General features: G+C 39.1%; 32 protein-coding genes and 1 pseudogene. 32 read left to right on the top strand and 1 reads right to left on the bottom strand.

Annotation, left to right across the window (positions count from 1 at the left end):
* The first annotated feature begins 33 nt into the window (after nucleotides 1-33).
* The 22 genes and pseudogenes from EG365_RS02225 to EG365_RS02115 all read left to right on the top strand — a co-directional run bounded on the left by EG365_RS02225 (nucleotide 34) and on the right by EG365_RS02115 (nucleotide 12,185).
* Nucleotides 34-825, top strand: coding sequence for a hypothetical protein (locus tag EG365_RS02225; RefSeq protein ID WP_000056390.1), 792 nt, complete (start codon nucleotides 34-36; stop codon nucleotides 823-825).
* Nucleotides 826-838: 13 nt separating this feature from the next.
* On the top strand, nucleotides 839-1,789 hold the full coding sequence (locus EG365_RS02220) for a major capsid protein (protein ID WP_000852265.1): 951 nt from the start codon (nucleotides 839-841) through the stop codon (nucleotides 1,787-1,789).
* Between the two features lie 44 nt (nucleotides 1,790-1,833).
* Nucleotides 1,834-2,168, top strand: a pseudogene (locus EG365_RS02215) (HeH/LEM domain protein).
* A gap of 3 nt (nucleotides 2,169-2,171) precedes the next feature.
* Nucleotides 2,172-2,552, top strand: a complete 381-nt coding sequence (locus EG365_RS02210) for a hypothetical protein (RefSeq protein WP_000008459.1) — start codon at nucleotides 2,172-2,174, stop codon at nucleotides 2,550-2,552.
* The gene (locus tag EG365_RS02205) at nucleotides 2,553-2,921 is read left to right on the top strand and encodes a hypothetical protein (protein ID WP_000524257.1); all 369 of its coding nucleotides are present in this window, start codon (nucleotides 2,553-2,555) and stop codon (nucleotides 2,919-2,921) included.
* Nucleotides 2,922-2,989: 68 nt separating this feature from the next.
* Nucleotides 2,990-3,187, top strand: a complete 198-nt coding sequence (locus tag EG365_RS02200) for a hypothetical protein (protein ID WP_000540685.1) — start codon at nucleotides 2,990-2,992, stop codon at nucleotides 3,185-3,187.
* A 7-nt stretch (nucleotides 3,188-3,194) separates the two neighbouring features.
* Nucleotides 3,195-3,488 carry a hypothetical protein gene (locus EG365_RS02195; protein WP_000235282.1) on the top strand — a complete coding sequence of 98 codons (294 nt, stop codon included), beginning with the start codon at nucleotides 3,195-3,197 and terminating at the stop codon, nucleotides 3,486-3,488.
* Nucleotides 3,489-3,539: 51 nt separating this feature from the next.
* Complete coding sequence (locus EG365_RS02190) at nucleotides 3,540-3,950, top strand: hypothetical protein (protein ID WP_000248411.1); 411 nt, start codon at nucleotides 3,540-3,542, stop codon at nucleotides 3,948-3,950.
* The gene (locus EG365_RS02185; RefSeq protein ID WP_000539749.1) at nucleotides 3,922-4,290 is read left to right on the top strand and encodes a hypothetical protein; all 369 of its coding nucleotides are present in this window, start codon (nucleotides 3,922-3,924) and stop codon (nucleotides 4,288-4,290) included. The genes EG365_RS02190 and EG365_RS02185 overlap by 29 nt, the downstream gene beginning before the upstream one ends.
* Before the next feature lies 1 nt (nucleotide 4,291).
* The gene (locus tag EG365_RS02180) at nucleotides 4,292-4,690 is read left to right on the top strand and encodes a phage tail terminator-like protein (protein ID WP_001251864.1); all 399 of its coding nucleotides are present in this window, start codon (nucleotides 4,292-4,294) and stop codon (nucleotides 4,688-4,690) included.
* A gap of 1 nt (nucleotide 4,691) precedes the next feature.
* A complete protein-coding gene (locus EG365_RS02175; RefSeq protein WP_001277696.1) occupies nucleotides 4,692-4,910 on the top strand; it encodes a hypothetical protein in 219 nt (72 codons plus the stop codon).
* 108 nt (nucleotides 4,911-5,018) lie between these two features.
* Nucleotides 5,019-5,540, top strand: coding sequence for an SH3 domain-containing protein (locus tag EG365_RS02170; RefSeq protein ID WP_000749907.1), 522 nt, complete (start codon nucleotides 5,019-5,021; stop codon nucleotides 5,538-5,540).
* A gap of 96 nt (nucleotides 5,541-5,636) precedes the next feature.
* A complete protein-coding gene (locus EG365_RS02165) occupies nucleotides 5,637-5,990 on the top strand; it encodes a hypothetical protein (RefSeq protein ID WP_000064593.1) in 354 nt (117 codons plus the stop codon).
* On the top strand, nucleotides 5,990-7,168 hold the full coding sequence (locus EG365_RS02160; RefSeq protein WP_000002408.1) for a hypothetical protein: 1,179 nt from the start codon (nucleotides 5,990-5,992) through the stop codon (nucleotides 7,166-7,168). The genes EG365_RS02165 and EG365_RS02160 overlap by 1 nt, the downstream gene beginning before the upstream one ends.
* Before the next feature lie 52 nt (nucleotides 7,169-7,220).
* On the top strand, nucleotides 7,221-8,138 hold the full coding sequence (locus EG365_RS02155) for a phage tail tube protein (RefSeq protein WP_000094278.1): 918 nt from the start codon (nucleotides 7,221-7,223) through the stop codon (nucleotides 8,136-8,138).
* A 69-nt stretch (nucleotides 8,139-8,207) separates the two neighbouring features.
* On the top strand, nucleotides 8,208-8,723 hold the full coding sequence (locus EG365_RS02150) for a hypothetical protein (protein WP_062939314.1): 516 nt from the start codon (nucleotides 8,208-8,210) through the stop codon (nucleotides 8,721-8,723).
* A gap of 325 nt (nucleotides 8,724-9,048) precedes the next feature.
* Complete coding sequence (locus EG365_RS02140; protein ID WP_000838146.1) at nucleotides 9,049-9,231, top strand: type II toxin-antitoxin system HicA family toxin; 183 nt, start codon at nucleotides 9,049-9,051, stop codon at nucleotides 9,229-9,231.
* A gap of 92 nt (nucleotides 9,232-9,323) precedes the next feature.
* A complete protein-coding gene (locus EG365_RS02135) occupies nucleotides 9,324-9,728 on the top strand; it encodes a type II toxin-antitoxin system HicB family antitoxin (protein ID WP_000966688.1) in 405 nt (134 codons plus the stop codon).
* 99 nt (nucleotides 9,729-9,827) lie between these two features.
* Nucleotides 9,828-10,352, top strand: coding sequence for a DUF4468 domain-containing protein (locus EG365_RS02130; protein ID WP_000721574.1), 525 nt, complete (start codon nucleotides 9,828-9,830; stop codon nucleotides 10,350-10,352).
* A gap of 64 nt (nucleotides 10,353-10,416) precedes the next feature.
* Nucleotides 10,417-10,800 carry a J517_1871 family lipoprotein gene (locus EG365_RS02125; protein ID WP_000725052.1) on the top strand — a complete coding sequence of 128 codons (384 nt, stop codon included), beginning with the start codon at nucleotides 10,417-10,419 and terminating at the stop codon, nucleotides 10,798-10,800.
* Nucleotides 10,801-10,861: 61 nt separating this feature from the next.
* Entirely contained in the window at nucleotides 10,862-11,608 is a 747-nt protein-coding gene (locus tag EG365_RS02120) for a hypothetical protein (protein WP_000599537.1), read from the top strand.
* Nucleotides 11,609-11,693: 85 nt separating this feature from the next.
* On the top strand, nucleotides 11,694-12,185 hold the full coding sequence (locus EG365_RS02115; RefSeq protein ID WP_000755583.1) for a DUF4468 domain-containing protein: 492 nt from the start codon (nucleotides 11,694-11,696) through the stop codon (nucleotides 12,183-12,185).
* A 42-nt stretch (nucleotides 12,186-12,227) separates the two neighbouring features.
* On the opposite strand, the gene EG365_RS02110 is transcribed toward EG365_RS02115, so the two are convergent.
* On the bottom strand, nucleotides 12,228-12,494 hold the full coding sequence (locus EG365_RS02110; RefSeq protein WP_000774879.1) for a hypothetical protein: 267 nt from the start codon (nucleotides 12,492-12,494) through the stop codon (nucleotides 12,228-12,230).
* A 149-nt stretch (nucleotides 12,495-12,643) separates the two neighbouring features.
* Between EG365_RS02110 and EG365_RS02105 the strand changes: the two genes are divergently transcribed.
* The 10 genes from EG365_RS02105 to EG365_RS02060 all read left to right on the top strand — a co-directional run bounded on the left by EG365_RS02105 (nucleotide 12,644) and on the right by EG365_RS02060 (nucleotide 25,875).
* Nucleotides 12,644-13,579 carry an ORF6N domain-containing protein gene (locus EG365_RS02105; RefSeq protein ID WP_000254125.1) on the top strand — a complete coding sequence of 312 codons (936 nt, stop codon included), beginning with the start codon at nucleotides 12,644-12,646 and terminating at the stop codon, nucleotides 13,577-13,579.
* Nucleotides 13,580-13,919: 340 nt separating this feature from the next.
* Complete coding sequence (locus EG365_RS02100) at nucleotides 13,920-14,435, top strand: Rha family transcriptional regulator (protein WP_001056868.1); 516 nt, start codon at nucleotides 13,920-13,922, stop codon at nucleotides 14,433-14,435.
* A 146-nt stretch (nucleotides 14,436-14,581) separates the two neighbouring features.
* Nucleotides 14,582-14,929: a hypothetical protein gene (locus tag EG365_RS02095; protein ID WP_000566029.1), complete on the top strand. Its 348-nt coding sequence runs from the start codon at nucleotides 14,582-14,584 to the stop codon at nucleotides 14,927-14,929.
* A gap of 60 nt (nucleotides 14,930-14,989) precedes the next feature.
* Nucleotides 14,990-19,885: a tape measure protein gene (locus EG365_RS02090; protein WP_000046183.1), complete on the top strand. Its 4,896-nt coding sequence runs from the start codon at nucleotides 14,990-14,992 to the stop codon at nucleotides 19,883-19,885.
* Between the two features lie 74 nt (nucleotides 19,886-19,959).
* Nucleotides 19,960-20,712 (top strand): hypothetical protein, encoded by a 753-nt coding sequence (locus tag EG365_RS02085; protein WP_000937386.1) that lies wholly within the window; start codon nucleotides 19,960-19,962, stop codon nucleotides 20,710-20,712.
* A gap of 3 nt (nucleotides 20,713-20,715) precedes the next feature.
* Nucleotides 20,716-21,108: a hypothetical protein gene (locus tag EG365_RS02080; protein ID WP_000246070.1), complete on the top strand. Its 393-nt coding sequence runs from the start codon at nucleotides 20,716-20,718 to the stop codon at nucleotides 21,106-21,108.
* Between the two features lie 64 nt (nucleotides 21,109-21,172).
* Nucleotides 21,173-21,571 carry a hypothetical protein gene (locus EG365_RS02075; protein WP_000277440.1) on the top strand — a complete coding sequence of 133 codons (399 nt, stop codon included), beginning with the start codon at nucleotides 21,173-21,175 and terminating at the stop codon, nucleotides 21,569-21,571.
* Nucleotides 21,571-22,077: a DUF1833 family protein gene (locus EG365_RS02070; protein WP_000368389.1), complete on the top strand. Its 507-nt coding sequence runs from the start codon at nucleotides 21,571-21,573 to the stop codon at nucleotides 22,075-22,077. Before EG365_RS02075 ends, EG365_RS02070 begins: the two co-directional genes overlap by 1 nt.
* Nucleotides 22,074-22,436: a hypothetical protein gene (locus EG365_RS02065; protein WP_000835167.1), complete on the top strand. Its 363-nt coding sequence runs from the start codon at nucleotides 22,074-22,076 to the stop codon at nucleotides 22,434-22,436. The genes EG365_RS02070 and EG365_RS02065 overlap by 4 nt, the downstream gene beginning before the upstream one ends.
* The gene (locus EG365_RS02060; RefSeq protein WP_000590481.1) at nucleotides 22,429-25,875 is read left to right on the top strand and encodes a host specificity factor TipJ family phage tail protein; all 3,447 of its coding nucleotides are present in this window, start codon (nucleotides 22,429-22,431) and stop codon (nucleotides 25,873-25,875) included. The genes EG365_RS02065 and EG365_RS02060 overlap by 8 nt, the downstream gene beginning before the upstream one ends.
* Nucleotides 25,876-25,894 lie beyond the last annotated feature (19 nt).

Below are 25,894 nucleotides of genomic sequence, written 5' to 3'. Positions count from 1 at the left end.
AAGTCTTTACCCAATCAAACGAGAGGTTTGAACATGTCATTGCCATTTATTGTTGATTCACTTGATGCAATCAAAGAAGAACACCGAGCTTTATATGTCGAGGAAAACGGGAAGTTTCGCCTCGACTTAGAAGGTTATGAAGATCCAAAAGGTTTGAAATCTGCACTTCAAAGCGAGCGAGATGCTGCTAAGAATGCAAAGTTGGAACTTCAAAAACTTCAGAAACAATTTGAAGGAATTGATCCTGAAATTGTTAAGAAAGTCTTTGCTCAAATTGACCAGGATGAAGAGGCCAAATTAATCGCAGAAGGCAAGGTTAACGAAGTGATTCAGAAGCGCACCGAGAAGATGCGTGAAGAGCATGAAAAGTTACTGAAGGCCGAAAAAGAACGTGCCGATAAAGCCGAAGCTTATGCTCAAAAGTTCAAGCAATCAGTAATTCAAAGCCAAATTGTGCAGGCTGCAATTGAACTTGAAGCATTGCCAGAAGCGACCCCTGATATCGCCTTTTTAGCTCAGTCAAAGTTTGCATTAGATGAAAACGGCAAAGCTGTGGCAGTTGATGAAAACGGGGAAGTAGTCATTGGTAAAGACGGCCAAACACCGATGACCCCAAAAGAATGGGTTGAATCTCTACGCGAGCAAAAACCGTATTACTGGCCTAAACCTAATGGCATGGGCGCACCTGGTAGCAACAATTCAAAAGGTCAGCCAGACATTCTCAAAGCAGATGGCTCGGTAAATATGACCAAATTGGCGCAATTACGAAATGAAAACCCGCAACTAGCTAAAGAGCTAGCGGCAAAACACGGTATTAAACTTTAAGGAGTAAAGCCTAATGGCTGAGACAAAAATTGCTGATGTAATCGTACCTGAGTTATTTACTCCGTACGTATTAAATAAGACTGCCGAGAAGTCTGCATTATGGCAGTCAGGCATTGTTGGGGAGCTTGATGAAAAAGTCGCTTTTGGTACAGAAGGCGGTACCACAGTAAATATTCCTTTCTGGAATGATTTAAGCGGTGAGTCCGAAGTACTTTCAGATGGTAAAGCTCTTGGGGTAAATAACATCACGGCTGGTAAAGATATTGCTATTTTGCATGCCCGTGGTAAGGCTTGGGGTGCAAATGATTTATCTAAAGCATTATCTGGTGATGACCCATTGGGTGCGATTGCTGATCTTGTAGCAGATTACTGGGCTCGTGAATTTCAGGGGTTTACCGTAAATACACTTAAAGGTGTATTTGGGTCTGCAAGCATGGCAGGTAATACCCATGACATTTCGGCTGGTACTGGAGCAGCAGCCGTAATTGATGGTCATTCATTTATCGATGCATCTTATAAATTGGGAGATGCTGTTGATAAATTAACAGCGATTTCAATGCACTCATTCACAATGGCAGCACTAGCCAAGCAAGGTTTAATTGAAACTGTGCGTGATGCTGATGGTGTGGTGCTTTACAAAACTTTTATGGATCGCCGTGTGATTGTCGATGACGGTATGCCAGTGGATGGTGATGTATTTACCTCTTTCTTGTTTGGCCAAGGTGCGATTGGTTTCCAAGATATTGGTGCACCAGTTGGTGTAGAGACTGACCGAGACAGCCTAGCAGGTACAGATATTCTTATTAACCGCCGTCACTTTGTATTGCATCCTCGTGGCATTAAGTGGGCAGGTGATACAGGTATTGCACCTAATAATGCTGGTCTAGCAACAGCCGCAAACTGGGAACGTGTCTACGATCCTAAACAGATCCGTATTGTGGCATTCAAGCACAAGATCAAATAACAAAAAGGCGGGTAACACCGCCTTATCTTTTTGGAGATCCACATATGGGACTTTCATCATTTAACCGTGCACGGGAAAGACAACAAATGACAGAAACAAAAATTGCTGAACTCGAAGAACAACTGGCAACAGTAAAGGGCGAATTTATTGCCTTTCAAAATGATACCGAAGCAATGAAAGCACGTATTGCTGAACTTGAATCAGGTGAAGGTGGTCAAACACCTGAAGATGACCAAAAACCAAGTGATACTCAACCACAACCAATTAACTATGCTGGTCTAAAAGTAGATGAGCTTCGAGCTGTACTAACTGAAAAAGGCATTGCATTTGAAGCAGGTGCTAAAAAGATGAACTTTTAGCATTAATTCCAAAGGAATAATTCATGAGCTTTATCACTGAACAAGAAGCGATAGAACATGTTGAAGGCTTTGATGCTTTATCTGCCAGTGATAAGGCTCAATACCTCCAAATGGCCGAAGCATATCTATTAGCACGTAACGTTAAGCCTTATGAAGATGCTACCCAAGTACCTGAACCTTTAAAAACGGCCTCCTATCAAATCATCAAGGGCATTATGAAAGGTGATCTATATCAAGGGCAGGAACAGGCACTAAAACGTAAGAAGGTCAAAGCTGATACGGTTGAGACCGAAAAGGAATATCAGGACGGATCAGTAAAGCTTAGTGCAATCGAACAATTCATTCTTGATTTGATTAAGCCTTACAGCAAACGAAAAGCTGTATTTTTTGTCAGGAAAATTTAAATGGGCTTACGTGAAGAAATTCAGGCAGATATTGCTGAAGCATTTAATGATGATTTAGCGGACGCCGTTCATTCATTTACTTGTGACCGGATCTCAAGAAAAGATTGGGATCCTAAAACTGAAACTTATGTCGAAGTTAAAGAAAACTATTCTGGTCGTGGCGTTCTGTTTGGCTCATACAGTCAATATGAGATTCAGACGCTTGGAGTACTGGCCACAGATAAAAAGGCTACAGTGCTGCAGAATGAAGTTACCAAAGAGCCAAAGATTGATGATGAGTGGTTAACAGCCTTAGGCTCATTCCGGGTAATTCATATTCAACAGGATCCAGCTTCTACTATTTGGAAATGTCAGTTGAGGAAGGTATAAGCTTGTATTGATTAATTTAGTTGATTTAAGCTATATACCTATTTTTAAAATACTTTCTTGGGGAAATTATGGGGTATATCGTTAAGTTAACCGATTCTGGTAAATATTTAATTCCAGACAATGAGGGATTGCTTACTACAACAGATTCAAAAGAAAAAGCTGTAGAATTTGGTCAAATAGATGATGAAGAGTCTGCTAAGTTAACTGCCCATAGTTTTAGTGGTGGAATGACAACTGGCGTTGATTTCATAATTGAGAAGGTGTAATTAAATTATGGCAACTCAAGCATATGTAATCGTCATTGAAATCCCAGAAAAGAAATGCCCAAATGTAAGAGGCAAAGCTAGTCTAATTAAAGATGGTAAGGCAAAAGTTTATCTTTCAAATAATACAACTTCTAGAGATGCTGAAAATGGCTTTGACCGATATGGAGTTACAGGTGGTCGAAATGCTGTAGTAGTAACTGAGGCAACATTTCCAAAATACGAAGAAGAAATTACTAACTATCTTAATCGAAGATTTGGAGAAGACTGGTCTTTAAAATTAGAAAAGTGCTCAGTTGCATAAATTAAAACCCACTTCGGTGGGTTTTTTAATGGGCGCAATTTAGGAGTTTGAATGGTAAATACAAACTACGTTCCTTTGTGGCTTATCTCACCATTTCAGCATGTGCATTACACATTAGTTCGAAATCAACTGCATATGGATTTGCTATTTGAGGACATGAATAAGGTCGATCAATTCTTGTCTATTGAAGGGGCTGCAGCTCAGGTTGATTTCTATTCCGAAGGTGCATATGCAGTTGTTCAGCTTGGTGATACTTCAGAAAGAAATCAGATTGAAGTGTATGGATTGCTTTTACATGAAGCTGTTCATGTCTGGCAAAAGATTAAAAAGCTCATGGGTGAACGAGAACCGAGCTCTGAGTTTGAAGCTTATTCAATTCAGGCGATCGCTCAGGATCTCTTTAAGATGTATGAGGAAAGCGAGGTTAAAAGTCATGGGGTGGAAGGGGAAAAAGCCGACTAGTTTTAGTCTTGATGTGTCTAAAGCAGCAGAAGCACATGTAAAGAATATTGTCATGGATACCGTGCAATCCTTAGTTAATTTAAGTCCTGTTGATACTGGAGCATACCGTGCTTCACATATTGTTTCGATTGGATCTGCTGATTTCGGCGTGCGTGAACCTGAAACAAACCCAATTCAAGATGCAGCAATTCAAGCTGTAAAGATTAAATTGGGCAATTTGGTTTATATCCAGAACAATAAAGCTTATGCACCCCGCTTAGAAAACGGCTGGTCTGATCAAGCACCACAAGGTATTTATGGCCTCACGTTTAACTTTATTTCTCAAAAGTACGGTGGTTAAGATGGCAATGACTTTAGAGCAAACAAGGCAAGCTATTATTGATCGTATGCAAAGCTTTACTGGTATTGCGCAGGACAGAATACAGTATCCAAATGCTCCAGGCTTTAATGTACCTAAAGATGGTGTTTGGTGCCGCTTAACGATTGCAGGTGGTCCCAGTTTTAATTCTGGCATTGCAGATAAGCCATGTACTCGCCGTACCGGTAATATCATGATTCAATGCTTTGCACGTCCCAATTCAGGAATAATTGAAATCACAAAATTGAGTGATGCATTACTTGCTCATTTTGAATATTTCACAATCGAACACTTAGAATGTTTGAATGGCCAATCTATTTATGCGGGTAAAGATGCTGATTTCATTCAGTATAATGTGAGCATTGGGTACAAGGTGAATTGATATGTCATGTATGCTGACTTTAGAAGAAATCGAAATTAAACGGCAAGAACTGGAACGGCATCTTGAAGATGTTATGTCTGTTGAGTTGAGCAAATGGCAATCTGAAAACAAGCTATGTGTTTCTGATGTGAATATACGCTTGGCTAATGTTGTTAGTCTCGGAGGGCCTAAACATAACGTTGTTACTGGAGTAAGTGTCGATTTAGATAATGAGCTTTGAGTTCAAGAAAAAGCTACTGCAAGGCGATTATTTTTAATGACCTCAGCATATTATCATTTGTGATTACATTCTGTTACAGTAATGGAAATTTATAACAAATGGTAAAACATGAAAAAATCAACTTTAGGCTGGGGTGCCGCAGGATTAGTAGCTTTAGGGATTTTTGGTTCAGGCAATGATAACTCTCCAAAACAAACTTCAGACTCAGAAAATGCGCAGAGTGCAGTAGAGGAAGTTATCGAATCAAAATATATCAACACTAATTCTTTAAATATTAGAGATAAACCAAACGGTCAAGTAGTAGGAAAGTTAGGACGTGGGGAAAAAGTTGATATTTATGAGATGAAAGGAAACTGGGCATGTATTTCCTTAAATTCCTCATCACCTCAGTGGTTATCAACAAAGCTATTATGTGAAACGGATGGCTGTTTTAAACAAAAGTCTCGATCAACCACGTCAAATAATTATCAGGCCTTAAAATCTCATCCTCATCATTCTGAAAGAAAACAGAAAAAAACCTACTACGATAGTGATTGTTCATGTGCTGTGGTGGATTATTGCGTGGGTCCTAGAGGTGGGCACTACTGTATTACGAGTGGAGGAAACAAGAGATATAAACCTAGATATTAATTAATTTGAATTATGAGACCTCCATTTTGAGAGGTACTTTATGTCTTAATCACTACCACCTCATCGGTGGTTTTTTTATGTCTATAGGAATCACTTATGAGCAATTTTGTATTTAAGCGTGGTGACACTTTCAACTTAAATCTTCAGCTAGTTGATATGGATGAAGCCCTGCAATATCCACCAGATGATGTGCGCCGTGCAATTGATCTTACAGGTTATACCTTCACTTCACAGGTTAAAGCTCTGGCTGATGGTGCTACTGTGGCCACATTAACTTGTACTGCATTAAGCCAAAGCACACAGAAAGGGTGGCTGAACATTAAATCTAGTGCAAGCACTGCAACTTGGCCTTTAGGGCTGTGTCAGATGGATATTAAAGCTGTAGTTAGTGGCACTACACAGCACACTGAAACTTTGACTTTCCAAGTGATTGACGGAGTAACAGCATAATGGCAAATCTTGTTTTTAAATTTAGTTGGGATCATCGGCCATTCCCATATAACGCCTCACAGGGCAAGCGGCAGTTTATGTTGCCATTTGCGTCAGGTATTCCCAATCTGGCACCCAACTTTTCTCAAGTAGTTGGTACTGCAGCTATCTCTCAAGGTGGAACGGGGGCAACTACAGCGGCTGGTGCACGAGCTAACCTAGGCGCAGCTGCAAGTGGGGTAAATAGTGATATTAGTGAGCTTAAGGGACTTACAACCCCTTTATCAATTTCTCAGGGAGGATTAGGAGCTGATAATGCACAGACAGCTAGAATGAATTTGGGGTTAGGAACTGCTGCTGTACTAGCGTCAACAACAAGTCAATATGATCCTACGCCGGGACGAGCACTAAGAGTCGGTGATTGGGGGATAGGGGCTGAAGGTTCTCGTGTATCTGATATGGTTGCTCCTCTTAATAATGGTTTTTTTCGAACAGATGACACTTTAACAAATGATACTGGTAATAGTATTGGTCCTTATGGTTTCTTTTTACACTGTACCCGACGCTCAATGGGTTTATATACAAATGGAAGTCATTCATTTCAGCTTGGGAAAGCTGCCTCATATTCTGCCCTGAAGTATCGATTTAATAATAGTGGTACTTGGTCTAATTGGTTTAATTTATTGACTGCACAAAATACTACAACTGATGGAAATGGTTTTATTAAAGCCGCTTCACCAGTCGTTAAGCTTTTCCAAAGTCATATTGAGCTAAATAACGATGCTGCCAAGCAACCGATCACTTTTGACAAATTAGGCACTGGTGACTATCTGATTAAGGGCTCTTTAGGCTTTGCACAGGAAGGTTGGTATATCGAAGTACCTAAGGATGCCAACGGTAATACGGTAGTAGCAGTTGAATATTCAACCTTAGAAAATGGTGATCTTTCTATTAAAACTTATAAACGTAAGTTTGATGTGGAAAAGGCAGCCATTGTAGCTGATCTCGAAAATCCACTTGATATTCCAGAAGGCCGCTGGATTGATATCCGTCTGCATGAAGAACCTGAACCAGAGCCTGAAGAGCCGTTGAGTGAAACACCAGTGGATTTCCAGCCGACTAACTTATCTCAGGCAGTTGCTGCAGCCATGAATGGCGTGGAACCGCCAGAAATCTCAGAAACAGACGAAACACTTTAATAACCCGCTTAAACAGCGGGTTTTTTATTGCCTAAATTTTGGAGAACCATAAATGAGTTCAGGCGCAAAAATTCGATTATATGCTTGTGAGGAAGCAGTTTTAGGAACAACTCCTGCAAATCCAGTCTGGTACACCGTTCGCCGTGTTACTGATAGTTTGACTGAAAATGTTACTACTGAAGATAGCAGTGAAGTAGTTGATTCACGTTTTCGCCAAGGCGCTGTTGTAACGGAAGCCGAAGTAACTGGTCAACTAGAGTTTGAATTATCACTAGGTACCTTTGACTTATTCTTAAATGTTCTCGCTTTCAATAACTGGGCTGCAAATGCTTTAAGTTTTGGTGGTGGAGTACGTAAGTCTCTTACCTTGGTAAAAGTCTTTGAAGATATTGGTCAAGTCTTTATTTATCGTGGTATTCAAGTGAATACAGGTGAAATGACGATCCAGACCACAGGCAAAATCACTGGTAACTTTGGTTTAGTAGGTAGCTCATTTACGCGACAGCAGGTTAATCCTGTTACAAATCCTATTCCAGCATCGACTCGCCCTCTGGTGAGTATGCCAAATGTTGAAAAGCTACTTATTAATGGTCAATCAATTCAGGGTAAAGCTTGTCTGCAGACACTTACCATCAACTTTAGTAATAATCTGGAAGCGATCCGTTGTATCGGTTCTGGTAAGTACACGCCTGAGTTTTACTTAGAGAAAATGATGGATATTGGCGTAAATGCTAATTTCATGTTTTCAGCAACATCTGCTTCTTGGATTGATGCTATTAAAACCCGTGATGTATTTACATTGACCTTCGATATTACAGATACCAAAGGCAGTAAGTACTCGTTTAACTTCCCGCAACTTGAAGTTAAGGAAGCAAATCACCCTGATGGTGGTGGCGATGACATTATTACAATAGATATCAATTTTGCCCAAGTGCGTACCAGTCCAACGATTGTACGTGCTCTTGTGTAATCAACTTATTCAGTAACAAAGCCTATGGAAACCCATGGGCTTTTTTATTTCTAAAAATTAGAGGTTGTTATGGCTTTAAAAGTCGGAATTATTAAAAGCTCAGACGTATCAAAATGGTGTGAATACAAGGGTGCTGATGGCGATGTACAGGCTGAGTTCAAAGTCCGTGGTATCGCTTATAAGCCTTTTCAGGTAGCTATTGAACGGGCAGGAAACCAGATCTCGTCTAAAGGCTATGATGTGATGGTCAAAGATGAAGATGCCAAGCTTTACCACGAGCTTTTAATGGATGCATGCGCGGCCCACTTAATCGAAGACTGGAAAGGTGTGGTATTTGCCGAAGTAGTGGATGGTAAAACTATTGAGTCTGAAAAGCCATATACACCTGAGAATGCCTCAAAGCTTCTTAATCTTGGTGATATTGGTATTTCGATCTGGCTATTTATTAAAGAACAGGCCCAGAAGATTCAGGAAGACGCAGACAAGGACAAGGCTTTAATTCTGGGAAAGTCATCGAGCTCTATAAGTACCAAAAGACCTATACGTCAAAAACGCCGCACGAAATCGAACAAATCAAGTTCTTAGGTGGCCACATTCCGGATCCGCCAGAATATTCTTATGCGGCTGATTCCATTCTTTCGGCTTTTAGTACTATTGCCAGATCCCGACGATATGAGCAGGGTATCCCGTTATCTTTAGATCAGCAGGCAATCAATGTCTATGCAGAGCATAATGATTTGCCAGTGGCTGCTCATATTTTTAATGACTGTATTTTTGCATTGGATAACTTGTTTTTAGATGAAGCCCATAAAAAAATAAATTCCAAGTCCTCAAAAAAGTAACCCTAGAGTTATTTACATATAATAACTCTAGGGTTATTATTATCTCATCAAGTTAATAAGGGATTGGTGTGAAAAGTCTGGATTTAATCAAAATGATTGAAGCAGATGGTTGGTATGAGGTTAGGGTTTCAGGAAGTCATCATCACTTTAAACACCCAACCAAAAAGGGGTTAGTTACAATCCCACATCCTAAAAAGGATTTACCAAACGGAACTGTTAAAAGCATTTTGAAACAAGCGGGTCTAAATTGACCCGCTGTTTCCCGACTTTAAATACTATATCCCTTACAACTAATCATAACGCAGTGGGCGATATGTTTATGCCAAGGGCATGGAGTGTTGAGATGTTATATCCAATTGCAATTGAACGAGGATCAGATACTGAGGCATTTGGTGTCACTGTTCCTGATATTCCAGGTTGTTTTAGTGCTGGTGACACACTTGAAGAAGCTATTGAGAATGTTAAAGAAGCTATTTCAGGCCATTTAGAAATATTGGCTGAAGATGGTGAGGAAATCCCATTAGCTTCCGAACTAGTTAAATTTGTCGATGATCCTGAATATAAAGGAATGATCTGGGCGGTTACCGAAGTTGATGTTAGTCGTTATCTGGGTAAACCAGAAAAAATCAATGTTACTTTACCAAGCCGTTTGATTCGTAAAATTGATGAGAATGTAGGTAAAGGTAAGAGATATACTACTCGATCGGCTTTCTTGGCTGCTGGTGCTGAAAAACTTTTACATGCATAGCCTGATTTAAAAAACCACCTTCGGGTGGTTTTTCTTAATGTGACATTTATTAACCTATTTGTTAAAGTTAAAACAACTTATAACAAATGGTGAAAATTCATGAAAAAAATATTGGCTGCGGGTTTATTGAGTTTGGGATTAGTTGGGTGTGCTACCACACCTCAGCAACCATCAGAACCTGTAAAATTTGAAAAGGTTTATCAAATAGATGGATTAAAGCAAGGGCAAATTTATGATGGCGCACGTCAATGGTTTGCTACAGCTTTTCGCTCGGCAAATGCAGTAATTCAGTATGAGGATAAGACTACGGGTTCAATTATTGGCAAAGGTAATATGCCATACCGTTGTTCTGGGTTTGCTGATTGTATGACTGTTACGGCTGGTGATCGAGTGGATTTCACAGTGCGTGTAGATACAAAAGATGGGAAAATGAAAGTGAGTTACGATAATCTTACTCACTATAAACCAGCGCAGGTAATTAGTGGAGTTCGATATAATGAAACTAATAGACCTATTACTGAAGACTATCCATCAGCTAAAATAATTATGGATGAATTAAATAAATCATCCGATCAAATGGCTGAAAAGATTAAAACTCAACAAAAAATTAATGCCGATTGGTAATTAACAAGAGCACTCATACCATGAGTGCTCTTACTTTATTAAGTATTACATTGTAGTGGTTGATATGAAAAAGATTGTTTTATTGAGTTTGGTTTTTGGGATGGCCGGTTGTGCGACAACAGCTAATTTTTTTGATATTCATCCAACACCTGTTAGTAATTCAGGTTATTGGACTGGTCAATTTGATCGGTTGGTTGGGACTTTAATACTAGAAAGTGATGGGACGGGTGTAATTTGCCAAGACCACCTAGGTACAGCTAGGGTAATGTCTGTAAAATTATTAAATGATAGACTCTATTCTCAGGATGGGACTTACTGGAAAATAAGTAATTTCACTCCAACATCTCTTGAGCTTAATTATGCGCTTGGAGGAGGATATAAAATGATAAGGGACAATGGGCTTAAATTCGCTTCACCAGCATGCAAAGATAAGCTAAACACAAAGTAATAGTTGTTCGAGAGAATTAACTTGACTAAACAGAATATTAAATGTGATTGGCTGAATAGATATGATATTGGATGACTATCTGGGGCATGCCGCTAATAGCAAGAAACTCGCACAGATTGCTATTAAAGAAAGGCGTTTTGACGATGCATGGAAACATTTAAACCATCAAAAAGATTACTATTTAAAGCATGCTAGTAGGATGGGTTTTTCTAAAACAGAAACACTGGTTATAGACTCCTCACCACATGAAGATATGGCAAATGTCTTAAGACTAGAGGGCAAGCATAAGAATGCTTTAAGCAGTATATCTTACACTTATAAGGCGGCTTATACAGCTAATCGACCAATTATTACATTAGAGAAAAAATTAGAGGCTTATTACAATCGAGCCTATAAAAAACAGCCGTTTAAAAAATTTTTATCGTTACTTAAAGCCCTACCCAATAGTGACTATATCTCTGTTCGAGATTTTGTTGAAATTTACTTCCCTCTGTCTCCTAATGATGATGAAGAGGTAGTCCCAAAAGAGAGAAATTTGAGTGAACAGGAAATAAAAAAGGTAAATGATAACTTTTTGAAGCAAAAATCTACTGCTCGCAGTAAAGAGCATATAGGTGTTCCTCCACCATTGAGCAATAGGCCAGTTAAATCAATCAAACCAAGCTACCCTGAGTCTAAGTATCCCACTAAAGTTATTGAACCGCAAAAAGATAATAATTTGCTCCTTGGTTATCCAGCATCCGAATGGATAATAGGAGTGGTGGTTGGCGCAATATTGTTAATTGGGTTTATTTGGTTACTATCGTAAAAAAGCACCCTAGGGTGCTTTTTAAGACACATGACATTTAGCAATCATTTTGTTGAATTGACTTAGATTTAATAACGGTGCGTTTATGAAAAAAGTTATATTTGCTGCTTTTTTAAGTTATTTTCTAATAGTAAGCTGTCAAGTTCAAGCCAGAACTATATACACAGCTGAGTATGTTAAGATTTTTGAAAATTTGAATAGCGACAAAAAACAGCTCTTCAATCAATCAAAAAAGTGGATAGCTAATAACTTTAATTCGGCTCAAGATGTAATACAGTATCAAAGCTTAGAAGAAGGTCAATTAATAATTAGAGGTATTGCTTCTCCTTTGTGCGATTTAACAGTTAGCAAAATGCAATGTAATGGGTACTCACAAGCCAAAATATCTTTTAATTTGGCAATAGATCTGAAGGATAAAAGAGCGCGTCTCAAATTCAATAATTATGGTTATGCAAAATTTGGAAACACACCAATTGATGATCCTATTACTTATAAGCTAATGCTTGGTAGATTTGATGCGTTATCTAGTGATTTTGAAAAAACTCTAAATGCAAGTATTGACAATGACAAGTGGTAGATTGAAAAATAAAGACTCAAATATTCACGTTAAAAAAGCACCCTAGGGTGCTTTTTTCATGCGATCAACAATCTTGTTGGCTATTTTTTCAATTACATCATCGGTAATAGTTGCTGATTCTCTGACCAAATCAAAATGTTTAGTTGGCTCTAAGCCTTTAGTCATCAATGTAATCATTGCTGTGTTTAAGGAAATATTTTTATTCTCGGCATAATTAGTTAAATCATCATAAAGTTCTTGTGGCATACGCACTTGAGTTCGCTTCCAGTCATCTTGCGAGACAATTCTGCCAGTCTTTGGATCTGCCATTTTGTGTTAACCTAAAAATGTATTTGACAAGATAATAACACTATGGAATACTGATTTCAATGGCAAGATAATAGTGTCATTAAAAGAAACCCCTTGCGACTCTCACATCAAACAAGGGGCTCTATCTAATCTCTAAGAGGAAATCAGATATGGTTAGTTTAACACAAATAAATAATACGCAAGTATCTGTTATAAATTTCAAATCTATTCCAGTTGTAACGACTGAAATGCTTGCAGGTTTTTATGGTACTGAGTCAGTGCGTATCCGTCAGAATCATAATGAAAATAAACAACGATTTATTGAGGGTAAGCATTTTTTTAAAATTGTTGGTCAAGAATTAAAAGATTTTGTGAGTAGTTTAAAACTACTTGCAAACTCCCCAACAATTTCAAATAAGGTTCGGTCCCTAATTCTTTGGACAGAACGTGGTGCAGCACGCCATGCCAAGATGCTCGATACAGATCAAGCATGGGAAGTATTTGAGCAACTGGAAGATTGCTATTTTGTTCGAAAGGAAATTTTAGCCAAAACCCATAAATCTGAACGCACACCATTACATGATGCTCATGCTTTACTTGTGGCTAAGACTAAACACCTAAATTCGAGTGATGCATGGAAAATTATTAATCAACGTTTTGGGACAAATCATATTGATGAAATCCCATATGACATGATTCCTGTAGCGGTTGAGTATGTTCATCATTTGATTGCTATGTACAGTAGCGCAGAGAAGAAAGGGCAAGGTTCATTGTTTGATGAAGATCAATTCAAACTCCTCAAGAGCCTGATTGATGCAATTATTACCCAAAACTTTGTTACCAGTCGAATCTATCGAGCAGTACATATGCTTGATAACGAGCAAGGACACCACTTAGCTGAATATGCTTTTAAAACTAATATTGCAGTTCTAAAACTTACTCGGGCAATGGATTTAAGAGGACCTCTTAATAGAAAAATCATTAGTGATGACTTAAAAACTATAAGCTATACAACAGGCAATCAACATTATAGCGACCGTTGGTTTCATCCATTGATGGAAGCGGGAATGCTAGCTGGTGCTTTGCGAATTTCTGGTGGTTGGTAGTCTGATTCGTCACTAATAAAATCAACTTAACAAAACCCACTCATCGAGTGGGTTTTTTGTTGCCGATTATTCATCCATTCTCTGTTGACACCATACACCTTGTGAATCTTTTCATCCCCCTTGACAAGATTTACTATTTTTTTAGCGAAGCCGACCTTAACAAAGTCGGCTTTTTTAGTGCCTGAGAAGTTATAGAGCAAAAAAATTGATGTTTTTTAGGTGCAGCACAATTTTGCTTTACCACTGGCTAGGGTAGCTCCCGAAAGGAAGATGGTCGTTTTGACTGTTCATACTTCTTCCCGCCAGTGTCTTTTTATTATGAGCAGTCGGAGTTCATATTATGAATATGATGTCAGTATTAAACTTAAGAGCTGTTGTTACACAGGAAAACGGCGAAGTTAAAACTACCAGTTACGCCGTGGCAGAAGCGTTTGATAAATTGCATAAGAATGTTATTAGGGACATTGAAAAATTACGCTGTTCTGAAAGTTTTAGAAAACTCAATTTTGAGCTTTGCTATGAAAACAATGAGTTACAGAACGGTAAGCCACGAAAGTTTTATCGTATGACTAAAGATGGCTGGATGTTTTTGGTTATGGGTTTTACTGGTGAAAAGGCAGATTTGATCAAAGAGCAATTCATTGAGGCCTTTAATTGGATGGCGCAGCAGCTCACTCAAACTTTTCAATCCAAGTGGGCTAGATACAATCAAATGTGTCTCGAATATAAAACTAGAAAAGAACAGGTGAGCTGTTCAGCACGCAATATGCGCTATTGGCAGGATGATAAGCCAGTATTCGAAAATGAGTTGAATAAACTGGAAAACGAGTTATCACCACAACTAAAGCTGGTTTGAATTTAACCCTATTAGATTTGAAATCCGAAAGGGCAAGCCGTTGCAACGCTTATTTGAATAATGAGCTAAATCATGAAACCAGTAAAACCTATGGGGGTGGATTTTAAATCCAGCCCTTTTTTATTGCCGAAATTTTGGAAGTAAATATGATAGATAAATCTAAATGGTTTGTTTTTAAGAAAAATGATCAAGCTTTTGGATGTTTCAGGATTAAGCCTTTTTCTGATCCTGAATTTGATAAGGCCTATAAAATGCTTTGTACCAAAAAAAGTATTTTTAGAATGAGTGCCATGCGATCAGCTCAAGAGTTTGCAAAAATTATCGCAAATCATCTTATACAGGATTGGGAAAATATTGAACTTTCAAAAACAGGAATAGCTGGTGAAAAAGAAACGCGTTATTCGCCAAAATCAGCTTATCAATTATTAATGTATGGAGATCTAGGGGCTGAAATAACTTCATGGATCTTGGAAAAGTCAAAAAGTATTGCCTAATTAAGTCTCGATTTATTGCCGCCGTTTATGGCGGTTTTTTATTGCCTAGAGGAAAGTCAAATGGCTCAAGAAGCTCGCTTAGTAATTGTTATTGATTCGGAACGTGCGAAACGCACTGCACAAGACTTATCTGTTGAATTGGATAGCATCACTAAAAAAGGGGATTTCGCCTCAAAATCTATGGACAGGATGTCTGTAGCAACTCGTGCACTAGCTGGGTATATGGCTGGGCTAGTAACAGTAAGTTCTGCTATTTCAAAGATGGATACATATACTGGACTACAAAACCGCCTTAAGCTGGTCACTAATAATCAAGTTGAACTAAATAAAGCAACGGAAGACACTTTCCGAATTGCTCAAAAAACCTATTCAGCTTGGGATTCTGTTTTACAGGTGTACCAACGTTTTAGTGACAATGCTAAAACACTGAATTTAACCATGGACGATACTGCTCGTTTGACTGAAACAGTGTCAAAAGCAGTGGCTATTAGTGGAGCAAGCGCAGAAGCGGCGGATGCAGCTTTAGTCCAATTTGGGCAGGCTTTAGCAAGCGGCACATTACGTGGTGAAGAACTTAACTCCGTTATGGAGCAAACCCCAGCACTAGCAAAGGCTATTGCTAAAGGTATGGGTATTACAGTAGGTGAATTACGTTCAGTAGCAGCTGAAGGAAAAATCACTTCACAGGAAATCGTTAAAGCACTTAAAAATGTCCAAGATGAAGTTGATGCTCTTTTTGCTAAAACTGACATTACAATTGGTCAATCTTTAACTTTACTTAATAATGAAATTACTAAATTTGTAGGTGAGGCTGGTAAAGGAAGCGGAGCAGCACAGGCTTTATCAGGATCGATTCAGTTACTAGCAAATAATTTGAATTTAATTGCAGACAGTGCATTTGCCATAGGTATTGGCTTAATGACAAAAGCCGTTTTAACAAAAACGGTTGCTGTACAAGCGAGTATTGCTGCATCAACCAAACAAGTGTTTGCCACAATTGCTGAACGTAATGCAAATATTGCAGCAGCAAAAGCTGAAGTGGAATCTGCGCTTGCCGAAGCACAAAGTACGCAGGTGACACTAACGAACATCAAAGCTACTCATGCTCAGATCATGGCAGAAATAGAACTCGAAAAAGTTCGTTTAAAAGCCCAAATCACTGAACAAGGTCGCACGGCTACCATCACACGAATGGCTCAGCTAGGACGATTACAAGCTCAAGTTGCGTTAGAGGTTGCTGCCGCAGAAACAGCTCAATCAGCATCATCTGCAAGATTATCAGCAGCCTTAACAGCGCAATCTGTTGCTACAAGTCGTTTAGCTTTGGCAAAGTCAGCGCTTATGGCGATTTTTAGCCCAATGGGTTTAGCAATTGCAGCAACAGCCGCATCTTTCTATTTACTAAGCAGCAGTTCGGATGAAGTCAAAGAGTCTCTTGCAACACAATCTGACTCGGTTAGTGATTTAACAGATAAGTACATAAAGTTAAATACTGTGCAAGCATTAACAGAGGGTGTGCGGTTACGCAAAGAGATTGAGCAGCAAAATGATGCAATTGATGATGCTAGTGGAGCTATCAAACGTTTTGCTTATATCCAAAAGGAATTATTTAAATTATCTGGCAGTGATTATGAAGATTATCAAAATGCCATTAAGTCTATTGCTACAGGTGCAAGCGATGCAGGTGATCTCTTAAAAAAGATGATTTCATCTGGTCGTTTTAGTCAGACTCAAATTGATAAACTTATTGAGTTCTCTAGTGCAGTAGCAGAATCAAAAAATAAGATTGAGCAGGGTAATACTGCTCTAAAACTCTTAAATGCTACTTCTGGACAACATGTTGAGGTAACGGCCGAATCAATTAAGCAATTAACTATTCAAACCAACTTAACAAAAGTCGCTACTCAAAATTTCACTGACATGAAAACACAAATGCTTGATTCATTACGAGCACAATTGGAATTCATTCGGTTAAATGGTGGTAGTGAAGAACAAGTTAAATCGTTGAATAAGGTAATTCAGGCATATTCTTTAAATCAAATTTCAGCAACTGATGCTGTGAGTAAGTTCAACAGTACCGCCAAAGTTCCGGTTGATAACATTAAGAAATTGCAAGAATATGCCATTAAAACGGATCAGTCTAAAATTGCGTTAAATCAGGCTAATGCTGAGCTGAAGAAACAAAACGACTTGCGTAATGAGTACCTAAAACAACATCAAACTGTACTTGGTGCTCAACAAGGAGAAACAAATGAATTAAATAACCAAGTCGCTGCACAAGAAAAGCTAAATAAATTACGAGACAATGCCAACAAAGATAATCTGAAAAATGATTTTCTTATAAAAAACACTAAGGCATTTGGTGGTGGCGAAAAGGGTCTTGATAAGGCGCGTGCGGCATCAGAGTTTTATACCGACAATAAAATTCCGATGACTAGAAGTTTAACTAGTCAGGAAGCTGCAATTTTTGAGGCTTGGTATAAGAAGCAGAAGGAAGCCAAGGACTTACAAGAAAGTATTTCTGAGTCTACCAGAAAGCAAACAAAAGAGGTTGAAAAACAAACCAAAGAGTCTGCCAAACAAGCTGTTCTACTTGCGGGGAATAATGAGCGAGTGAGAAATATGCTTCGGGTTTACCAATCCTTCCGTAATGCAGGCTTAGGCGATAAACAAGCTCGTGTAATGACAGCTCAAGTTGGACGAGAGACTGATTTTAGAAATGAGGCAATGTTTGGTAGTCACAAAGATGCCAATAATGGTTATACCAACACAGGATTTTTATCATGGCAAAAAAGTCGCTCAACTAAGTTAATGCAGTCTTTACAAGGGCAAGGAGTCTTGGATAAAAACGGTAAAATCCAGCAAACTCAAGATGCATTGGATGCAATGGCTAAACATGCTGTGCAAGAGGCGATGACCGATAAAAGTTATAGTAAATCTAAAGCAGCTCTTCTTAATGACGATTTAGACTATCGAAGTTTAGAGAGAATTGTTGCCAAAAATTTTGTTGGCTGGGACTATGACGGGAAAAAGCTTGGCAAAGCTAAAGCTTCACAGCATTTAGCCAAACAAGACTCTTACTATAATCAGCTTAGTAAAATTTTAGGGGATAACCCCGAAGCAGCCTCAAAAGCAATTAGTGATCTTTCGAAATTCGAAGATGAAGCATATAAGGCACGTGCAAAAACTCTTGAGGAAATTAAGCAGCTCCAAGCAACATATGATTCAGAAACAGTTGCTAGAAGCAAAAAACGTGAGGAGGAAATCAACAAAGCAACCATTTTAGGTCAATCAAATTTAATCCCAAAAATTAATGAGCGTTATGATGCTGAAGATAAGTTAGCTCAGAAGCAATTTGATTTTGAAGTAAATGGTTATAAGTGGACTGAGAAGCAAAAGCTTGAGTACACATATGAAATCAATTCTTTGCGATTAGTTGCTGAAGGCAAACTCTCTGAAGATCAAAGAAAGGTTGCTTTAGATGGCCTGGAATTGCAAAAGCAGCAAGAGTTAGGATTACTAAAACTTGCTCAGGAACAGCGGTTGTTTCAGGCTGAGCAATTCATGCTGGGAGAAATGGAGCGTATCAAAAAACGTTATGCGCTTGAGTATGATGAAATATCAAAAATCACTGATCTTGAAGAGCGTAGAAGGAAGATGAGTGCATTTCAGGCTGATTTTATTCGTAATGGTGTGGGGAATCCAACAATTGATCAGTATGATACCTCTAGTCAGTTTCTTAAATCGACAAACTACACCAAGCCCAAGCAAACCAATATGCAAGTATTGGATGAAGATTACGCTCAAACTTATCAAAAGTTGAAAGATAATCTTGCGGCTGTTTTGGAGTCTGAAAAAGCAAGTTATCAGGAACGATTGGAGGCGCAGCGCGTATTCAAAGAAGCAAGACAGCAAATGGAGGATGAGTATTATCTTAAAGCCGTTGACGCTCGAAAGTCCGATTATGAAAATCAATTAATGCAACTTGGGAGTTTAACAAGTCAGCTTGATAGTTATTGGTCGAATATGACTGGAATTGTTAAGAATGCTGCAGGCGAGCAATCTGGCTTATATAAGGGGATGTATATAGCTCAACAAGCATTTGCAATTAGTTCAGCCACAATTAGTGCATTACAAGCGTATAACCAGATTTTAGCAAGTCCATGGTATTTGGATGTAATTAGCAAATCGACAGCAGCCAATCTTGTGCTTGGCATGGGTATGGCTAACGTCGGTTTGATTGCTGGGCAAACAATAGCTGGATTCTCAGATGGCGGTTTTACTGGATCAGGTGGAAAATATGAACCTGCCGGTATTGTCCATAAAGGAGAGGTGGTCTGGTCGCAAGAGGATATTCGCCGTTGGGGTGGTGTTGGGTTAGTTGAAAATATGCGTAAGAGTGCAAACCCTGAAGCTTTTCTCAATAACAATGCCTCAGCTGATAGTGTCATGCGCCGTGCAATGATGAGCTCTAGTGCCTTTATAGAAAGCCAAAAGCAAGCTGACATCTTTAATCAACCGGTTCAAGATACTCAGATTATCTATAAAGGTAATAGAGACACACCTAAGTTAGCGTCTTCGGCAAATTCCGACTTATTCCATGATGGCAAGGTCTACTTCTCATCTAATGGTTTAGTTCAGGATCGTTCAAATCTGGATGATGTTCAGGATTTTACTTTAGGACGTACTTCACGCCCTCAAGCTGAAATTATGCCTTCAATTGAGCCTGCTTCACCGACAATCAATTTTAAAATTGAAGTGATTAATCAGGTGAGTGGTGCGACAGTTGAAGCCGAACAACTGGATGAGCAAACTGTCCGGATCATTGTTAAAGATGAATTGGATAAGCAGCTTCCAAGAACGGTACCTAAGCTTGTAAGTGATCAAATCGCAAATCCAAACTCAACCATTAGTCGGTCTTTGACTGAGAATACGACAGCAAGACGGAATCGTTAATTTAAAAGCTACCTTTAGAGGTAGCTTTTTTAAATAAATTAGGACAAAATTTCAAAAAATTGGTGAATATTCTTATGCTTCCTCCAGTTCCTAAAACTAAGTCATCAGAAGTAACCGATATTATTAACTCTGCTGTTCCTACTGGATCGATAAGTGAATTTCAGTATTTTAGATGTAAACGGTTGCTTAATGATATTAAAGAAACTGAGCCATTAGATTGGTTTTTATTAAGCAATAGTATTATTGAAATGTATTTTGATAATCCTGTTCTTGCGCATCAATACGCTCGAGAAGTACTGAAAATTAGCAATAGTGTATCGATTTTATCGAATCTTTATTTTGTTTTTCTTAGCTCAGTAGATTTTTCTGGCGCTAATGAAAATATTGATAAAATTATTAGTTTGTGTAGTAAACAAAATTTACCCTTAGAAAGTTTTATTCCTATAGACTTCAAACCTATAACTTATTTTCTAGACGGAATTTTAAATGATGATTTAAATTATTATAAAAGATTGAAAAAGGAAGACTTTAATGAATTTATTCAGCTTTTTGAAATTAAAAATAAACTAGAAATTGATTCTAGTGTCTTGAAACATATCGGTTCAATTCTTTTTAAATGCTTTAACTCTAGGAATGTTAGGTGCCGAAAATATGAATATAGTTTTATTGATGATGAATTTTTGATATTGCTTTATGTCGATAGAAGTTTTGATGAGATTGATGCCATGAATTCAGAAATATTTAGTAAATGCTATGATGAGGGCTTAATTGATGAACTGAATAAACTTTCATATTTTATTATTCCTTATGAAGTGGGCGTGGATTGAAAAATGGCTACTACAGATACTCTAAATTACTGTTATGAGCTATTAGGTAATTCCACAAAATATGATGAATGCCACAAAAGGAATATTATAGGGCGTGCTTATTACCATGCTTTTTATGAAGTCCGGCATCATTTAGAACAACGACTATTATGGCCAGTAACAAACACAAAATGTGGAGCTCATGAAAAAGTCTATAGCAGACTTAGTGGTTACCCTGCGGGTTCAACGTCTGTAATGATTCAGAAAAGAGCTGCTGAAATCAAAAATCGAATACAAAAATTAAAGAGGTTTAGAACAACAGCTGACTATCATCTTCACCTAACGATTTCAAATAAATTAATAAACTATATTTTACATGAATCTAGTCAGATATCTGAAGAAATATCAAGACTTTAGTTGTTAAAGATACTTTTATACCGACCCATTATGAGGTCGGTTTTTTATTGACTAAAGGAAAGTTATGTACAAGTTAAAGCTAAATCCTCAGACCAGCGGCTATGGCGTAACACCGGGTGATGATGTGAAACGTCAGCAGATGGATGGCGGTCGTGGTCGCTATTACATCGATGTGAAACGTAACAGCCACATTGTTGATGTGAACTGGAACTTAAGTAAAACAGATTTCAATAAAATGATGGCTTTCTGGCGGATCTATCAGAATAAGCCAGCTTCATTCTATGCAGACTTGGTGATTGATCAGGGAACACGTCAGCAATATTTATGTAACTTCATTCCCAACTCGTTCAAGACCAATGAAGTGAATGGCAACCTTTACCGGGTAAATGCACAGCTCGAAGTTGTTCAAAACCAGCCTAACCTTATCGCTGATCAGGCACTTATCAAAGATTGGGAGGTCTAATGGATAACGAATATGCCAAATTCTTTTTCAATCGAAAAGTAGATGTTTATCAACTGGAATGTATTGAACTATCACACCCTTCTTTTATGAATACTTACCGGGTGGTACGTAATGATGACCGTGGAGTGTATGTTCAGCACAATGAAGGCGCGGGGCAAGTATTTTACGAATACCTACCAATGACAATTCAAAGATCCGGAATGCTCGGTGATTTGGACCAAACTTTGACCGTTTCAATTTCTGGACTTGGTGACATTTTGCCGGATGAGTTTGAACGGGTAATAGAAGGTCAATTTCCGGATGTAAAACCAACAGTTAATTATCGGCTTTATAGTTCAGATAATTTAAATACACCGATGCATTATCTGCTTGGCTTACAACTCGCCGGTGTTTCAATGAACCATAAAGCTGTGACGTTCAAAGCTGAATCTCCACGATTAAATACCGCTAAAACTGGAGATATCTTTGCACTAGACCGCTTTACTGGTCTCAAGGGGGCTATATGAAAAGTCATGATCATTTGCTTGATAGACAATATGACGAGGAAAACTACAACTGTGTTCATTTTGCTCATGAAGCTGCATTGGATCTATATGGAATAGACCGGGCGGAAGCACTTGAATTTTTTATGAAGCCTATTAAAGAAAAGGTATTTCTACCATCAAGGTTAAAACTTTTAAATCCACTGCCCATGCCCAAGGAAGGCTGCATAGTCGCCTTTCACTCGAGATACCGAAACAACCCCCCACATGTGGGGCTTTTTCGTTTGGGGCGTATTTTGCATTTGCAGGAATCAGGCGTTTCATGGATGCCAATTCAAGTCGTTCAAGCATTTGGATTTAATCGTGTGAGTTTCTATGATTAAGATTATTTATAAACAAGACCCTTTATCCGAAGACAAAACAATTGAACACGCCGAAACTTTGGGTCAATGGCTTACTTCAAAATATGACCATATGCCTGAGCATGTCCGTATTTTTCATACCATAAGCAATATGGATCATGCGGAAATTTCATTTGCGAATGAAGTCACACCGAAGAATGCATATGAATTAAAGCAGCTCGATTTCTTGCCAGGCACTTTCATTGTAATTGAGAATCCCAAGGGTATAGACCCCATAACTCTAGCTTGGATAGCGGTTGCTTCTATAGTTATGGGTGTGGCTGTTGCATTATTAATGCCTGTGCCCTCAATTACCCAAACCAACCAGAATAACAATCAATCCTCGTCTGCAAATAACGAATTATCAAACCGTGAAAATAAAACTCGCGTAAATGGTCGTATCGCAGATATTTATGGTGCCGCTCACGATACCCCTGATCTGATTACTGTGCCTTACAAGGTATATGAAAACAATGTCGAAGTAGAGCATGTTGTTGGTTGTATTGGTCGTGGTCACTATAAAATTAACGGTGCATATGATGGTGAAACCAACATTGTTGATATTGCCGGCGCATCGGTAGAAGTCTTTCGACCAGGTGTAGATATTGTTTCAGGTGAGCCATATTTTTCGCTTGGTACCGAAATTACCACGCCGCCACTAACGGTTCAGCATCAAACTTCTGTTAATGGCCAAGTTCTCCGTCCAGCAGATACACAGTCTTTAGAAGGTACGAACTATCTTCATTTTGCATATCCAAACGAGATCCTTCGGGCATCTGCAAACAATACGGATTTAACCACTAAGTTTGTAAGTAATGACCGCGTAGAAATCACCAATGCCTCATTCACGTTTAACGGCCAGACTTATGATTTAAACGGCACTTACAGCGTTCTATCGGTAGCTGATGATCGAATGACGTTATCAAATCCGGCGGCCGTTAATGCTAACTGGTTAAAGCTTAAAGAGTTAAATAACCAACAAACTGCAGCTTTGTCACCAAAGATCAGTTCAATAGGTGAAAAATGGATTGGTCCATTCATTCTGGACAATGTCGAACGAAGTCGGGTGCTGTGTAATTTTGTGGCCACCAATGGACTTTACACAGTTTCTTCAGGTGGAAATCAGGGAGCTGTAAACGTCACGATTGAAGTTGAAGTAACCCCGGTTAATGAATCTGGTGCAGCCATTGGCAATCCAATGCTGAAGCAGATCATCCTAAAGGGTTCAGCAAAGTCACGTCAGACAGTTGGTGCAACGCTGGATATGGTGACATTTCAAGGTCGCTGTAGTGTCCGCGCACGCCGTTTAACACCAACACCGGCGGTTACAACGGTAGTAGATGAAGTAAAGTGGCAGGCGCTTTACGGTGCTTATCCTTTACAAAGCACAGTGTATGAGCATGAAACGGTTTTTCGTGCGCGTACTTATGCAACCACTGGAGCTTTATCTGTTAAATCACGCAAGATCAATTTTGATCTTCAGCGGATGTTGCCGACTTATAAAAACGGCGCAATGACGACAGAGCTATTCCCAACATCAAGCTTTGCTGATGCACTGGTTTCAATGGCACTGGATGACAAGATTGGTCGCCGTACGATCGACGAAATAGATCTGGAAAATATCTACCGAACTTATAACGATGTAGTTGATTATTTTGGAACACCACTAGCGGCTGAGTTCTGCACCACAATTGATGATACAAACCTGTCTTTTGAAGAGCTGGTCACCAATCTTTGTGATGCAGTGTTTTGTACCGCTTATCGACAAAACAACAAGCTCAAGCTTTATTTTGAACGGCCAACTGATAACTCGGTAATGCTGTTTAACTTCAGGAATATCATTCCAGATAGTTACAAGCATGATCTGACCTTTGGTGTGATGGATGACTACGATGGACTGATCTATGAATACACGGATCCGACCGACGATAGCCGTATCAATATCTATTTGCCAGACAAAGGAGCAAAGAACCCCAAAGAAGTGAAGTCTGTTGGTGTACGGAACAAGTGGCAAGCTCATTTCAATGCTTACCGGCTCTGGAATAAGCTTCGGTTTCAACGTAAATCCATTACCTTTGATGCGGCACCAGAATCAGAATTACTGGTTTTACGTGACCGGATTGCTGTAGCGGATTATCGCAATGGTATTCATCAAAGCGGTGAGGTGGTGCAGCAAGAGGGTTTAATCCTGACTTTAAGCCATGATGTAGATTTTATTGCAGGCAAGAGTTATGTGATTTATTTGCAAATGGGGGATGGTACCGTGGACCTTATTCCTGTTACCGCAGGATCTGCCAAGAACAAGGTAGTTTTAGGCCGATTACCGAACGGTGCATTAAAGCTAAGTCCTGATGATTTTGTGAATACTATCTATACGGTGGTTAATGACGATACCAAAGGCTCACTGCCTTATCTGGTTGCAAAAAGAGAACCGGCTGACCAGTTCTCTAATACCATTACTGCAATTAATTACGATGAACGTTATTACCTCAATGACAAGGACTTTATTGACGTGCCGGTAGATGATTCACCGATTTACATTCGATATGACCAGCTAGATATAAATCTGGCTCGTTTGTATCAAATGCAAAGAGGGGATTTGCCAACGACTGGAGAAATCAGTTTTGTAGTTGAAGCAGGTGCACTGGTTTCAAGTTCAAGTTCTTATCGACCGGAAACCAGATTTGTCTATAAATTCGACTATAAGTCTAGTCCTGCAAAACGAGAGTATATCGTTCCAGCTGCATCAGAATTACCTGCTATTGATACTGGTGAGTTCCCACCTGATCTCGTGGTAAATTTGACTATTAAAGGTGCTGTTGTTGGACGTGGTGGAGATGGCGGGTTGCCACATCTAGCTTACGGAGATTGGGAAAAAGATTCTGACTTCAATTTTACCAAAACCCGCCGTGATGGGTTTCAGGGAGCACCCGGTTTGTTGAACCGGCACAGCAAACTAAACCTGATTATCGATGGAGGGACGTTAGCTCGAGGCGGCTCAGGTGGTGGAGCAACACCAAGTGGTATTTACACTGGATCATCTTATGGGGTTCAGGGAATTCCCGGTGGTGCTGGAGCACCATTTGGTCGGGTCATGACTGGACAGCCGATTTCAAATGACTCACAAGATTATCGCCTCTATCTGGAGAGTTATTTATTGGTTATGAAAATCACTGATGCTGAAGCTTCGGTACCCGGTAAAGGTTATCGAACCCAAAATGACCGTTATGGATCTCCATTATCAGGCGATGGCGGAAACTGGGGCGAACGTGGTACCAAGTCCACCAATGATGGAACATGGAATTGGCAATACCATGGCACAACTGAAGGTCAGCCGGGGCCGGGTGGACCTGCAATTGTTGGGGTGGCACCGCTAACAACTCAATTGATTAACGGAGGGAAAATCTTACAAACCCTTTAAACTTTAAAAAAACTTTGAG

Source organism: Acinetobacter sp. FDAARGOS_494, from assembly GCF_003812225.1.
GTDB classification, from domain to species: Bacteria; Pseudomonadota; Gammaproteobacteria; order Pseudomonadales; family Moraxellaceae; genus Acinetobacter; species Acinetobacter baumannii.
This window is presented reverse-complemented; position numbering and strand designations above follow the sequence as displayed.